Raw genomic sequence first — 11845 nt, 5'->3', positions numbered from 1 at the left:
ATCGTGACGCCTTTGTGTACGCCGCATTAAGCGATATGGCGCGGAGCATGACCCCATCCCCGATCCGTGCGGCGATCATTCCGGTGACCCCGCTCCAGCAGAATTGCACCCTGCTCTGGTGTACGAAGACGATGCGCGGCGCGTTCGTCGACCCCGGCGGCGACCTGCCGCGCCTGCTCGCCGCCGCGCAGCAGCAGGGGGTGGCCATCGAAAAGATCATCCTGACCCATGGCCATATCGACCATTGCGGCGAGGCCAAGCCGCTGGCCGACCAGCTGGGCGTCCCGATCGAGGGGCCGCACGAAGCGGACCGGTTCTGGATCGCGCGGCTGGACGAGGACGGCAAGCGCTGGGGCCTGCGCGGCGTGCCGTTCGAGCCGGACCGCTGGCTGGTCGAGGGCGACGTTGTGACCGTGGGCGAGGCGAGCTTCGCGGTGTACGAGACGCCGGGCCACACGCCGGGCCATGTGATCTTCTTCCACGCGGAATCGCGATTCGCGCTGGTCGGCGACGTGCTGTTCCAGGGATCGGTCGGCCGCACCGACTTTCCGCTGTCGGACCATCAGGCGCTGCTCACATCGGTCGTGACGAAGCTGTGGCCGCTGGGCGACGACGTCGCCTTCGTGCCCGGCCATGGTCCGGGCAGCACCTTCGGCCATGAACGCGCGACGAATCCGTTCGTGGGGGACAAGGTTCTGGACGGGTAACCAGTCCCGACCGCCAAGGACGTCACCCCAGCGCAGGCTGGGGTATCTTGCGGCTCCTGCCCCGTGCTATCATCTGGAAACCCCAGTCTGCGCTGGGGTGACGGGCGCTGGCTGGTTCGGGCGGTGCCGCATCCGCGTGAGCATATCGAACCCAATGCTTGCAACCGCGCACGAAAACGCTATAGGCGCGGTTCGCTTCGCGACCAGCCTGTCTGCCGGTCCGGCGGGTCGCCGGTCGCGGGAATAGCGGTCCGGCACTTGCCTGGGCCGCGTCGTCAGTTGGTAGCGAAACCAACTGATACCCAAGTGATAAAGGTGCCGAAATGGCAGTTCCCAAGAGAAAGACCTCGCCCTCGAAGCGCGGTATGCGTCGCAGCCACGACTCGCTGAGCATCGAGTCGTTCCAGGAATGCCCGAACTGTGGCGAACTGAAGCGTCCGCACAACCTGTGCACCGCTTGCGGCCACTATAACGGTCGCGAAGTCGTCTCGGTCGAAGCGTAATCCGCTCAACCGGACAGGAAAGCACGCATGGCTGACGGGTCCTGGATCGCCATCGACGCGATGGGCGGTGACGAAGGGCTTGCCACCATGCTCGCTGGCGTCGCCCATGCCCGGCGACGCCACGAATCGATGCGCTTCCTGCTGGTCGGCGACGAGACGGCGATTCGTGCCGGTCTCGAATCGCACCCCAACCTCAGTGCCGCGTCGGAGATCGTCCACGCGCCTGAGGTCGTCGGCTCTTCGGACAAGCCCAGCCAGGCGATTCGCCGGGCGAAGGTCACGTCGATGGGCATTGCCATCAACTTGGTGAAGCAGGGGCGCGCCGCCGCCGCGGTGTCGTCGGGCAATACCGGCGCGCTGATGGCGATGGCGAAGCTCGCGCTGCGCACCATGCCGGGGATCGACCGGCCGGCGCTGGCGGCGTTGCTGCCCAGCCTCGGCGACAATGATCTCGTCATGCTCGACCTCGGCGCCAATGCCGAGTGCGATGCGCGCAACCTCGTCCAGTTCGCGGTGATGGGGGCGGCCTATGCCCGCACCGCGCTCGACCTCGAAAGCCCCCGCGTCGCGCTGCTGAACATCGGCACCGAGGAGCTGAAGGGCATCGACAGCGTGCGGGAGGCGGCGGCTACGCTGCGTGCGTCGTCCCATCTGCCGATGACGTTCACCGGCTATATCGAGGGGGATCGCCTGTCGCGCGGACAGGTCGATGTTGTCGTCTGCGACGGTTTTTCGGGTAACATCGCGCTCAAGACCGCCGAAGGCACGGCGCGCTTCGTCGGCGACCTGCTCAAGCGGGCGTTCCGTTCGTCGGTCCGCTCCAAGATCGGGTTCCTGATCTCGAAGCCGGCGACCGACCTGCTGCGCCATCATCTCGACCCCAACAACCATAATGGCGCGGTCTTCCTCGGCCTCAACGGGCTGGTGGTGAAGAGCCATGGCAGCGCCAATGCGATCGGCGTGTCGAACGCGATCCAGGTCGCGGCGAAGATGGTCCGCGACGACCTGACCCGCAGCATCGCCAGTGATCTGGCCGGTATCGAGGCACAGGCAGCATGATTCGCGCAGTCGTCACCGGCACCGGATCGGCGTTGCCCGCCAACCGCGTGTCCAACGCCGAACTAGCCGAGCGGGTCGATACCTCTGACGAGTGGATCGTCGAGCGGACCGGCATCCGCTTCCGCCACATCGCTGCCGAGCATGAGACGACCTCGACGCTCGCGACCGATGCCGCGCGCGCCGCGATCGTCGCCGCCGGGCTGGAACCCAAGCAGATCGACCTGATCGTGCTGGCGACCGCCACCCCGGACCAGACCTTTCCCGCGACCGCGACCAAGGTGCAGGCGGCGCTCGGCATCGACGATTGCGTCGCGTTCGACGTGGCGGCGGTCTGCTCGGGCTTTCTCTACGCGGTGCAGGTCGCCGATTCGATGCTGCGCGCCGGGGTCCACCGCCGCGCACTGGTGATCGGCGCCGAAACCTTCAGCCGCATCCTCGACTGGGAGGATCGCACGACCTGCGTCCTGTTCGGCGACGGGGCGGGGGCGATCGTGCTGGAGGCGCAGGACGACGAAGCCGCCGAACGCCCACGCGGCATCCTGTCGACCCGGCTCCATGCCGATGGCCGCCATAACCAGCTCCTCTATGTCGATGGCGGTCCGTCGACTACCGGCACCGTCGGCAAGCTCCGGATGAAGGGCAAGGAAGTGTTCCGCCACGCCGTGGTGAACCTTGCCGCCGTGATGGGCGAATCGCTCGACCTTGCCGGTCTCACCCCGGCCGATGTCGACTGGGTCGTGCCGCATCAGGCGAATGCCCGCATCCTCGATGCGACCGCGCGCAAGCTGAACCTCGCACCGGAAAAGGTCGTGGTCACGGTCGATCGCCACGCCAACACGTCCGCCGCTTCGGTGCCTCTGGCGCTCGACGTCGCGGTCAAGGACGGGCGGATCAAGCGCGGCGATATCGTCGTGCTGGAGGCGATGGGGGGTGGCTTTACCTGGGGCGCCGCCGTAGTGCGTTGGTAATCCTTTCGTATTTTTGAATCTTCGTATACGCCGTGCTAACGGTTCGGTGTAGTTCGAAGGGGGACAAGAACCGATGGCATCCGATGGCACGCTGACCCGCGCGGACCTCGCCGAAGAAATGCACCGCGAAATCGGCCTGTCGCGCGCCGATTCCGCCCGGGTGGTCGAACAGATCCTGGGCGCGATGTGCGAAGCGCTGTCCAACGGCGAGAACGTCAAGGTTTCCGGCTTCGGCAGCTTCGTCCTGCGCGACAAGGGCGAACGCGTCGGCCGCAATCCCAAGACCGGCATCGAAGTGCCGATCGCGCCGCGCCGCGTGCTGACCTTCCGCGCCAGCCAGATGATGCGCGACCGCATCGTCGCGGCGAGCTGATCGGGCAGGATTGGCGCCCCCCGTCGACAAATCGGCCGGCGCCTATCGCTCGATCGGCGAGGTTGCGCGCGAACTGGGGGTGCCGCAGCACCGGTTGCGTTATTGGGAAGGGCGCTTCCCGCAAATCCGTCCGCTGACCCGCGCGGGCGATCGCCGCCATTACCGGCCGGAGGATGTCGCCCTGCTGCGCCGCATCCATGGCCTGCTCGGCGAACAGGGCTATACCGTGCGCGGCGTGCAGCAGTTGCTGGCGCAGGAGGCGAAGGCCCCGCTGCCGGTCGCACCCGCCCCCCGCCGCGCCGCCCGCATCACCGAACTCCGCGCCATCCGCGCGCTGCTGTCGGACGCGTTGGCGGCGGATCGATAGCCCATCTTCCTGTTTACTCCGTTGGTCCTGAGTAGCCGCTGAGCTTGTCGAAGCGGCGTATCGAAGGACTGCCCGGTGCTTCGATAAGGATCATGTCGGATCGTCCCCCGGACGATCCTGAACCATGCGGGGCATGGTGCACATTATCCTCCTCGACAAGCTCAGCCCCTACTCAGCATGAACGGTTCCATCTGGCGGGGCGTGGTGCGCCGTCGCATGGCGTCTCCCTTTCCCCTGCGGCCAAACCTGCTAAACCGCGCGGGCGATGAGCGTATCCGACACCGAAGCCACCCCCGACGCCGCCCGAGCGGGCCGGCGCGCCCGTTTCGCCCGTATCCGGCGGCGGTGGTGGTTCCGTCTGCCTGCGGTCGCCTTGCTGCTGGCCGGCATCGGCGTGTTCCTCATCTGGCTGCTGCTGTGGCGCACGCTGCCGTCGGTCGATTCGCTGCGGGCGTACGAACCGCCGCTGCCGACCAATGTGCGCGGGATCGAGGGCGATCCGATCCACAGCTATGCCCGCGAACGCCGCGTGCAGCTGTCCTATGCCGAATATCCGCCTTTGCTGGTGCGCGCGTTCCTGGCGGCCGAGGATCGCACCTTCTTCGAACATCACGGCGTCGACTATCCCGGCATCGCGGCGGCGATGCTCACCAACCTGCGCCGCGATGGCCGCCCGATCGGCGCGTCGACCATCACGCAACAGGTGGCGAAGAACCTGCTGCTGACCAACGAGGTCAGCTATGTCCGCAAAGCAAAGGAGGCGCTGCTCGCCTATCGCATCGAAAACGCGCTGACCAAGCAGCAGATCCTCGAACTCTATCTCAACCAGATTGCGCTCGGCCGGAACGCGTTCGGCGTGGAGGCGGCGTCCCATGCCTATTTCGGCAAGGACCTGCGCGAACTGACGCTGCCGCAAATGGCCTATCTGGCGATTTTGCCGAAGGGGCCGTCTAACTATACGCCCGAGCGCGGCTATGACCGCGCGATCGGCCGGCGCAACTGGGTGCTGGGCGAGATGGAGCGCAACGGCTTCATCACGCCGGCCCAGCGCGCAGGCGCCGTCGCCCAGCCGCTTGGCACCATCCCGCGCCAGACCCCGCGGCAGGAAACCGCCGGCGGCTATTTCATCGAGGAAGTCCGCCGCCAGCTGATGAACCAGTTCGGCGAGAATGCGAAGGACGGGCCGTACAGCGTCTATGCCGGCGGTTTGTGGGTGCGCACCTCGCTCGACCCGAAGCTGCAGGTGGATGCACAGGACGCGCTGCGTGCCGGGTTGATCCGCTTCGATTCGGGGCGGGGCTGGTCGGGGCCGCTCAACAAGCCGCGGCTCGAGGTCGACGAGGATAATTGGCAGTCGGCGCTGCTCAACACCAATATCGCCATCGATTACCAGGACTGGCAGGCGGCGATCGTCATCGCCAAGGACGGTGGCGAGGCGCGGATTGGCTTTGCCGACGGGCGCACCGGCGTCCTGCCGCGCGGCAATGCGGTGATGCCGGTGCGTGGGGTCGGCGGCACCGCCTTTGCCGCGATCCAGCCGGGCGACATCCTCGCGGTGGCACCCGCCGGCAGCCAGTGGTCGCTGCGCTCGGTCCCGCGCGTGTCGGGCGGCATGGTGGTGGAGGACCCACGCACCGGCCGCATCCTTGCGATGCAGGGTGGCTTCGACAGCCGCATCCAGTCGTTCAACCGCGCGACCCAGGCGATGCGCCAGCCGGGATCGACGATCAAGCCGATCGTCTATGCCGCCGCGCTGGAGGCGGGGATGACCCCGGCCTCGATCATCGTCGATGGTCCGTTCTGCGTGAACCAGGGCGGGCGGCTGGGCCAGAAATGCTTCCGCAACTTCGGCGGCGGCGGCGCCGGCCCGCACACGATGCGCTGGGGCGTCGAACAGTCGCGCAACCTGATGACCGTGCGCGCGGCGGCGCAGACCGGCATGGACAAGGTCAACGACCTGATCCAGCGCGTCGGCGTCAGCGATACCAAGTTTCCGCCCTATCTCTCCTATGCGCTGGGCGCGGGTGAGACGACCGTGATGCGCATGGTCAATGCGTACTCGATCCTCGCCAACCAGGGGCGCGAGCTGGAACCGACCGTCATCGATTTCGTGCAGGACCGGCGCGGCAAGGTGATCCTGCCCGAAAACTGGCGTGCCTGCGACCGATGCAACGCGCCCGACTGGGACGGCAAGCCGATGCCCCGTCCGCAGATCAAGGCGCGGCAGGTGCTGGACGCGATGAGCGCGTATCAGATGGTGCACATCATGGAGGGAGTGATCCAGCGCGGCACCGCCACGACGCTGCGCGACCTGAACCGTCCGATCATGGGCAAGACCGGCACCTCGACCGGCCCGACCGACGTGTGGTTCGTCGGCGGCACCCCGCAGATGATCGCCGGCCTGTATCTGGGCTTCGATTCGCCGCGCAACCTGGGCGGCTATGCGCAGGGGGGGACGATCGCCGCGCCGATCTACAAGGCGTTCGCGGTCAAGGCGTATAAGGATATGGAGGTGCTGCCATTCCGCGCGCCGGCCGGCATCCGCATGGTCCGCATCGACCGCGCGAGCGGCCGCCCGGTTTATGGCGGCTGGCCGACGCCCGATCCCAAGGCGGCGATCATCTGGGAAGCGTTCAAACCCGAGACCGAGGCGCGCCGCGCCGCCGGCCGGCTGGGCGAGGCGCGTGCGCCCGTCGTCCGCGATCCGACCCGCGCCGCCCGCCCCGCGCAACAGGCGCAACCGCGCGACAGCGACTTCTTGCAACGCGAAGGGGGAATCTACTAGATTGCGTATCGGTCAGCGCCCGAAACCGTCTGTCCTGAGTAGCCATTGCGCCTGTCGAAATGGCGTATCGAAGGATCGTTTGAGGCGGGTGCTTCGATAATGATCGGGTGAACCATGCCCCACATGGTTCAGGATCGTCCGGGGGACGATCCGACCCAATCATCCTCGACTGCGCTCAGCCCCTACTCAGCACGAACGGTTCAGCTTAAGGTGCGTTTCTGCGGCGTGCCGTTCAATTACGCTTATTCCCGGAGTTTTCCCCATGCGCGCCGAAGCGCAAGCCCATGTAGACAAGATCAACGATGCCCTCGCGCTGCTGCGCCGCTTCCTCGACTGGGACCGCGCGCTGCGCCGGCTGGACGAGCTGAACGCGCGCGTCGAGGACCAGGCATTGTGGAACGATCCCAAGGCCGCGCAGGAAGTGATGCGCGAACGCCGCCGGCTGGACGAGGCGATCACCGCCACCCGCACCATCGAACGCGACCTGTCCGACACCGTCGAGCTGATCGAGATGGCCGATGCCGAGGGCGATACCGAAATGGCCGAGGAGGGCGTCGCGAACCTCGCCGAACTGGCCAAGCGTGCCGACCATGACAAGGTGCAGGCGCTGCTTTCGGGCGAGGCCGATGGCAACGACACCTATATCGAGATCAACGCCGGCGCCGGCGGGACCGAGAGCCAGGACTGGGCGGGGATGCTGCAACGCATGTACACCCGCTGGGCCGAACGCCGCGGCATGAAGGTCGAACTGGTCGACCAGCATTCGGGCGAACAGGCCGGCATCAAGTCGGCGACGCTGCTCATCAAGGGCGAGAATGCGTACGGCTTCGCCAAGACCGAGGGCGGGGTCCACCGCCTCGTCCGCATCAGCCCCTATGACAGCGCGGCGCGCCGCCACACCTCGTTCGCGTCGATCTGGGTCTATCCGGTGATCGATGACAATATCGAGGTCGAATATAACGAAAGCGACCTGCGCATCGACACCTACCGTGCGTCGGGTGCCGGGGGGCAGCACATCAACACGACCGATTCGGCGGTGCGCATCACCCACATCCCGACCGGCATCGTGGTGCAGTGTCAGAACCAGCGGTCGCAGCACAAGAACAAGGCCGAGGCCTATAACCAGCTGCGCGCCCGCCTGTACGAGCGCGAGCTGGCGATCCGCGAGGCGGAGGCCAATGCCGAGAATGCGACCAAGACCGACATCGGCTGGGGCCACCAGATCCGCTCTTATGTCCTGCAACCGTACCAGATGGTGAAGGACCTGCGCACCGGCGTCGTCTCGACCGCGCCGGGCGACGTGCTCGACGGTGCGCTCGACCCGTTCATGGCCGCCGCCCTGTCGCAGCGGGTGACCGGCGAAGCGGTCGAAGTCGAGGATGTCGACTGACATGCGCCATGCCCTTGCGCTCGCACTGATGTTGCTGGCCGGCTGCGACGCGACGCAGCCGACCCCGGCCGCCAATGCGCAGCGGGAGGACAAGCCGGATTTCCCCAGGGCCGACCGGCCGGTGGCGACGATCGTGTCGGCACGCTGGTCGACCGAGGAAGCGCGCGACCGGTTGAACGAAGCCGAACTGGTGATGGACAAGGCCGGCATCGCGCCCGGCATGACCGTCGCCGACATCGGCGCGGGCGAGGGCTATTACACCATCCGCATGGCGCAGCGCGTCGGGCCGGACGGTCGCGTGCTGGCCGAGGACATCATCCCGCAGATTCGCGATGCGCTGGCGCAGCGCGTGGCGCGCGAGCGGCTGGACAATGTCAGCGTGCGGCTGGGCGAACCGGACGATGCGAAGCTGCCGACGGGCAGCTTCGACCGCGTGCTGATGGTGCACATGTATCACGAGATCGCCGAGCCGTACGCGTTCCTGTGGAACCTGCGCCCGTCGCTGCGTCCCGGCGGGCGGGTGGTGGTGGTCGATGCCGACCGCGCTACCCGGAACCACGGCACCCCGCCCGCGCTGCTGAAATGCGAGTTCGAGGCGGTCGGCTACAAGCTGGTCGAATTGCAGAAGATGCCCTCGGCCGGCGGCTATATCGCGATGTTCACGCCCGACGGGCACCGACCCGATCCGAAGACCATCGTGCCGTGCCGCGTGCCGGCGCCCACGCCGAGTGCCAGTTCCAAGGGCTGACACCCTTTGCCCGAAACCCACCGTTTGGTTCGAACAGCTTCGAGCCTGTCGAGAAGCGTCTGTCGAGAACTTGCTCGCTTGGGTCACCCCCTCGACAGGCTCGAACCTCCAAAGCAAACGGGGCTGTGGCTCGAGAAAAGCAAACTACATCCCGCTTGTCCTGAGTAGCCACTGAGCTTGTCGAAGGGGCGTATCGAAGGACCGCCAGCCGTACTTCGATACGGGTCTTCGACAAGCTCAGCCCCTACTCAGCACAAATGGCATGCTGGCAAGCTCACCCCAACAACACCGGCGCCAACAACAGCAACAGCTTCACATCCACCGCCTTGCCCGCCGCGCGCTGTCCGGCCACGAACCCGGCGATTCCGTCCAGCGGCACGCGGTGGACGGTGATATTCTCCCCCGGTACCCCGCCACCGTCGCCGACCTTCGTCAACGCGCCTGCGCGGAACAGCGTGAAGCTCTCCGACACCATCCCCGGCGACGAATGATATTCGCCCAGCGACACCATCGATCCCGCGCGATAGCCGGTTTCCTCCTCCAGCTCGCGCGTGGCCGCCACCGCCGCCGCCTCGCCCGCGCTGTCGTCGCCAACCAGTCCGGCCGGCAGCTCGATGCAGTTTCGCCCTAGCGGCACGCGATATTGCTCGACCAGCAGGACATGGCCGTCGTCGATCGCGACGATCACCGCCGCGCCGATGCCGTTCGCGCGCCCGACATATTCCCAGCGGCCACGTTTCTTCGCGGTGATGAAGCGGCCCGCCCACATCACCTCTTCGGGGGCATCGGCGTCGATCACAGTTCGATCAACCGGTCGGGGAGTTCGTTCATGTCCTTGGCTCCTATCGGAAAATGCTCGGCTAGCACCGCGCCGATCGCGCCCACCGCCGCGACGATGCCGTCGGCGGGGCGATCCTGCCCGAGGGCCACCAGCAACGCCGCCAGCGCATCGCCCCACACCGCCTGATCGACCCGGTCGTGGATCGCGGCTTCGGCGATCAGCTCGGCACGATGTTCGTCGAGCGACAGGTACAGCAGCACGCCGGTCGCCGCTACCGTCCGCCGTTCGGTGGCGGCGCGGAACAGCAGCAGCGCGCGGGCATGGACCCGCCGCGCCTTGGTCGCCGCGGGGGTCAGCGCCATGCGCAGCGGCGTCCATGCGCACGCATAACGTACGATCAGGAACACCGCGCCCTGCACCCAGCCAAGCGTCGTCAGCAGGAACAGCGGGGTAGGGGCATCGCCCCATGGTTCGGCCCAGCCATGGAACGCCAGCAGCCAGCCGGGCCATAATGCGGTGCCAGCCAGCACCAGCAGCATCGCCAGCACCGCCATATGCAGGCCGACATCGTGATAGGCATCGGACCGCCGGGCGAGCACGACGACGATCTCGCCATCGGTCGCGGCCTCTGCGGTGGTCACAGCGCTGCGGATGCGGGTGCGGTCGGCTTGCGTCAGTTGCATCACCAATTCCCCGACGCGCCGCCGCCACCGAACGATCCGCCACCGCCGCCGGTAAAGCCGCCCCCGCTCCAGCCACCGCCCGAGCTGCCCGACGATCCGCCGCCCCGGCTGCCGCCGCCGCGCATTGCGCCCCGCGCCAGTTCGTCGGCGATCGACCACAGGACGACCTGCGCGACATCGCCCGCCGTGCTGCTGCGGTGCCGCTGGCCCCACGGCCCCGCGCGCCGCCGCCGGCTGGACACGGCGAAAATACCGAAGATCAACAGCCCGACGCCGATGAAGAAGACGATGCCGATCACCGCCCCGGCATCCGACCCCGACGACCGGCGACGTTGCCCCCGGTCGAACGCGGCGGCCGCCGCGTCGATGCGTGCCTGTGCTTCTTCGGGGCTGAGCCGCAATTGCGCGATCACCGCGTCGGCGCCCGCCGTCATCGCACCGGGAATATCCCCGGCCTTCAGCATCGGCATCATCTGCTGCTGGATGATCGCGCTCGACATCGCGTCGGTCAGAATGGGTTCGAGGCCGTAGCCGACCTCCAGCCGTGGCCCGCGCTGTCCGGCCGGATTGTTCGGCGCAATGAACAGGATCGCGCCGTTATCCACATCCTTCAGCCCGACGCCCCATGCCCGGCCCAACCGGTAGCCATAGTCCTCCAGCGGAAACCCTTGCGTGTCGCCGATCGTCGCGACGACGAACTGCCGCTTGGTATCTCGCTGTAATGCCTGTAGTTTTTCAGTCAGGTCGGCGCGGGTTTCGGCCGGCAGGACGTTCGCGTCGTCGACGACCAGCCCGGTGAACTTGGGAAATGTCTGCGCAGCCGCAGGCCATGCGCACATTGCCCACAAAGTTATCCACAGGGCGATCAAGAGGCGGCGCACCCGCGCGCCTCAGTTCGCGTTGCCGAAATTGACCTGCGGCGCGACCTCGGCCCCGGCCTGCGCCTGGAAGCTCTGCTTGGGCTTGGCACCATAGAAGACCCGCGCCCCGATCGCGTCGGGGAAGGTGCGGATGCGGGTATTATAGGCCTGTACCGCCTCGTTATAATCGCGCCGGGCGATGGCGATGCGGTTCTCGGTCCCTTCCAGCTGCGATTGCAGCGACAGGAAATTCTGGTTGCTGGTCAGCTGCGGATACGCCTCGACCACCGTGCGCAACTGGCCCAGTGCCTGGGTCAGCTGGTTCTGTGCCGCCTGGAACCGCTGGAACGTCGCCGGGTCGGACAGGTCGTCGGTGGTGACGTTGATCGACGTCGCCTGTGCACGGGCCTGCGTGACTTGGGTCAGTACGCGTTCTTCCTGTCCGGCAAAGCCTTTCACCGTCGCGACAAGGTTGGGGATCAGGTCGGCGCGGCGCTGATACTGGTTCTGCACCTCGCCCCATTTGGCGTTCACATTCTCCTCGGCGGTCGGCACGCTGTTCACGCCGCACGCCGCCAGCGGCACCGCCGCCATCACCACCATCGTCCGCCGCATGTCCAT

The 11845-nt window shown here is 67.1% G+C and carries 13 protein-coding genes; 9 read left to right on the top strand and 4 right to left on the bottom strand.

Going from position 1 to position 11845, the window contains the following annotated elements:
- Positions 1-47 precede the first annotated feature (47 nt).
- The 9 genes from ASE83_RS01945 (at position 48) to ASE83_RS01905 (ending at position 8900) form a co-directional block, all read left to right on the top strand.
- Positions 48-707 (top strand): MBL fold metallo-hydrolase, encoded by a 660-nt coding sequence (locus tag ASE83_RS01945; protein ID WP_055787694.1) that lies wholly within the window; start codon positions 48-50, stop codon positions 705-707.
- 323 nt (positions 708-1030) lie between these two features.
- A complete protein-coding gene (gene rpmF / locus ASE83_RS01940) occupies positions 1031-1210 on the top strand; it encodes a 50S ribosomal protein L32 (RefSeq protein ID WP_055757350.1) in 180 nt (59 codons plus the stop codon).
- A 27-nt stretch (positions 1211-1237) separates the two neighbouring features.
- The gene (gene plsX, locus ASE83_RS01935; protein ID WP_055786684.1) at positions 1238-2269 is read left to right on the top strand and encodes a phosphate acyltransferase PlsX; all 1032 of its coding nucleotides are present in this window, start codon (positions 1238-1240) and stop codon (positions 2267-2269) included.
- Complete coding sequence (locus ASE83_RS01930; RefSeq protein ID WP_055786687.1) at positions 2266-3237, top strand: beta-ketoacyl-ACP synthase III; 972 nt, start codon at positions 2266-2268, stop codon at positions 3235-3237. Before plsX ends, ASE83_RS01930 begins: the two co-directional genes overlap by 4 nt.
- A 73-nt stretch (positions 3238-3310) precedes the next feature.
- A complete protein-coding gene (locus ASE83_RS01925; RefSeq protein ID WP_055786690.1) occupies positions 3311-3610 on the top strand; it encodes an integration host factor subunit alpha in 300 nt (99 codons plus the stop codon).
- Between the two features lie 10 nt (positions 3611-3620).
- Entirely contained in the window at positions 3621-3977 is a 357-nt protein-coding gene (locus tag ASE83_RS01920; protein WP_055786693.1) for a MerR family transcriptional regulator, read from the top strand.
- 265 nt (positions 3978-4242) lie between these two features.
- Complete coding sequence (locus ASE83_RS01915) at positions 4243-6762, top strand: penicillin-binding protein 1A (RefSeq protein WP_055786696.1); 2520 nt, start codon at positions 4243-4245, stop codon at positions 6760-6762.
- Positions 6763-7024: 262 nt separating this feature from the next.
- Positions 7025-8152, top strand: a complete 1128-nt coding sequence (prfB, locus tag ASE83_RS01910; protein ID WP_055786698.1) for a peptide chain release factor 2 — start codon at positions 7025-7027, stop codon at positions 8150-8152.
- Between the two features lies 1 nt (position 8153).
- Positions 8154-8900 (top strand): class I SAM-dependent methyltransferase, encoded by a 747-nt coding sequence (locus ASE83_RS01905; RefSeq protein WP_082443209.1) that lies wholly within the window; start codon positions 8154-8156, stop codon positions 8898-8900.
- Between the two features lie 274 nt (positions 8901-9174).
- Here ASE83_RS01905 and ASE83_RS01900 read toward each other — a convergent pair whose 3' ends face one another.
- From ASE83_RS01900 to ASE83_RS01885, 4 genes are read right to left on the bottom strand one after another with little or no spacing between them, the layout of a single operon-like run.
- A complete protein-coding gene (locus ASE83_RS01900; protein WP_055787697.1) occupies positions 9175-9669 on the bottom strand; it encodes an NUDIX hydrolase in 495 nt (164 codons plus the stop codon).
- A gap of 26 nt (positions 9670-9695) precedes the next feature.
- On the bottom strand, positions 9696-10364 hold the full coding sequence (locus ASE83_RS01895; protein ID WP_055786704.1) for a TPM domain-containing protein: 669 nt from the start codon (positions 10362-10364) through the stop codon (positions 9696-9698).
- The gene (locus ASE83_RS01890; RefSeq protein WP_082443210.1) at positions 10364-11203 is read right to left on the bottom strand and encodes a TPM domain-containing protein; all 840 of its coding nucleotides are present in this window, start codon (positions 11201-11203) and stop codon (positions 10364-10366) included. Before ASE83_RS01890 ends, ASE83_RS01895 begins: the two co-directional genes overlap by 1 nt.
- Positions 11204-11254: 51 nt before the next feature.
- On the bottom strand, positions 11255-11845 hold the full coding sequence (locus ASE83_RS01885) for a LemA family protein (protein ID WP_055786710.1): 591 nt from the start codon (positions 11843-11845) through the stop codon (positions 11255-11257).

The sequence above is a fragment of the Sphingomonas sp. Leaf32 genome (assembly GCF_001421765.1).
GTDB lineage: Bacteria > Pseudomonadota > Alphaproteobacteria > Sphingomonadales > Sphingomonadaceae > Sphingomonas.
This window is presented reverse-complemented; position numbering and strand designations above follow the sequence as displayed.

What these genes read in the sequence shown, in the direction of transcription:
- ASE83_RS01945 (WP_055787694.1), top strand. Translation starts at nt 48, where the DNA reads ATGACCCCATCCCCGATCCGTGCGGCGATCATTCCGGTGACCCCGCTC.
- rpmF (WP_055757350.1), top strand. Translation starts at nt 1,031, where the DNA reads ATGGCAGTTCCCAAGAGAAAGACCTCGCCCTCGAAGCGCGGTATGCGT.
- plsX (WP_055786684.1), top strand. Translation starts at nt 1,238, where the DNA reads ATGGCTGACGGGTCCTGGATCGCCATCGACGCGATGGGCGGTGACGAA.
- ASE83_RS01930 (WP_055786687.1), top strand. Translation starts at nt 2,266, where the DNA reads ATGATTCGCGCAGTCGTCACCGGCACCGGATCGGCGTTGCCCGCCAAC.
- ASE83_RS01925 (WP_055786690.1), top strand. Translation starts at nt 3,311, where the DNA reads ATGGCATCCGATGGCACGCTGACCCGCGCGGACCTCGCCGAAGAAATG.
- ASE83_RS01915 (WP_055786696.1), top strand. Translation starts at nt 4,243, where the DNA reads ATGAGCGTATCCGACACCGAAGCCACCCCCGACGCCGCCCGAGCGGGC.
- prfB (WP_055786698.1), top strand. Translation starts at nt 7,025, where the DNA reads ATGCGCGCCGAAGCGCAAGCCCATGTAGACAAGATCAACGATGCCCTC.
- ASE83_RS01905 (WP_082443209.1), top strand. Translation starts at nt 8,154, where the DNA reads ATGCGCCATGCCCTTGCGCTCGCACTGATGTTGCTGGCCGGCTGCGAC.
- ASE83_RS01900 (WP_055787697.1), bottom strand. Translation starts at nt 9,669, where the DNA reads ATGTGGGCGGGCCGCTTCATCACCGCGAAGAAACGTGGCCGCTGGGAA.
- ASE83_RS01895 (WP_055786704.1), bottom strand. Translation starts at nt 10,364, where the DNA reads ATGCAACTGACGCAAGCCGACCGCACCCGCATCCGCAGCGCTGTGACC.
- ASE83_RS01890 (WP_082443210.1), bottom strand. Translation starts at nt 11,203, where the DNA reads ATGTGCGCATGGCCTGCGGCTGCGCAGACATTTCCCAAGTTCACCGGG.
- ASE83_RS01885 (WP_055786710.1), bottom strand. Translation starts at nt 11,845, where the DNA reads ATGGACATGCGGCGGACGATGGTGGTGATGGCGGCGGTGCCGCTGGCG.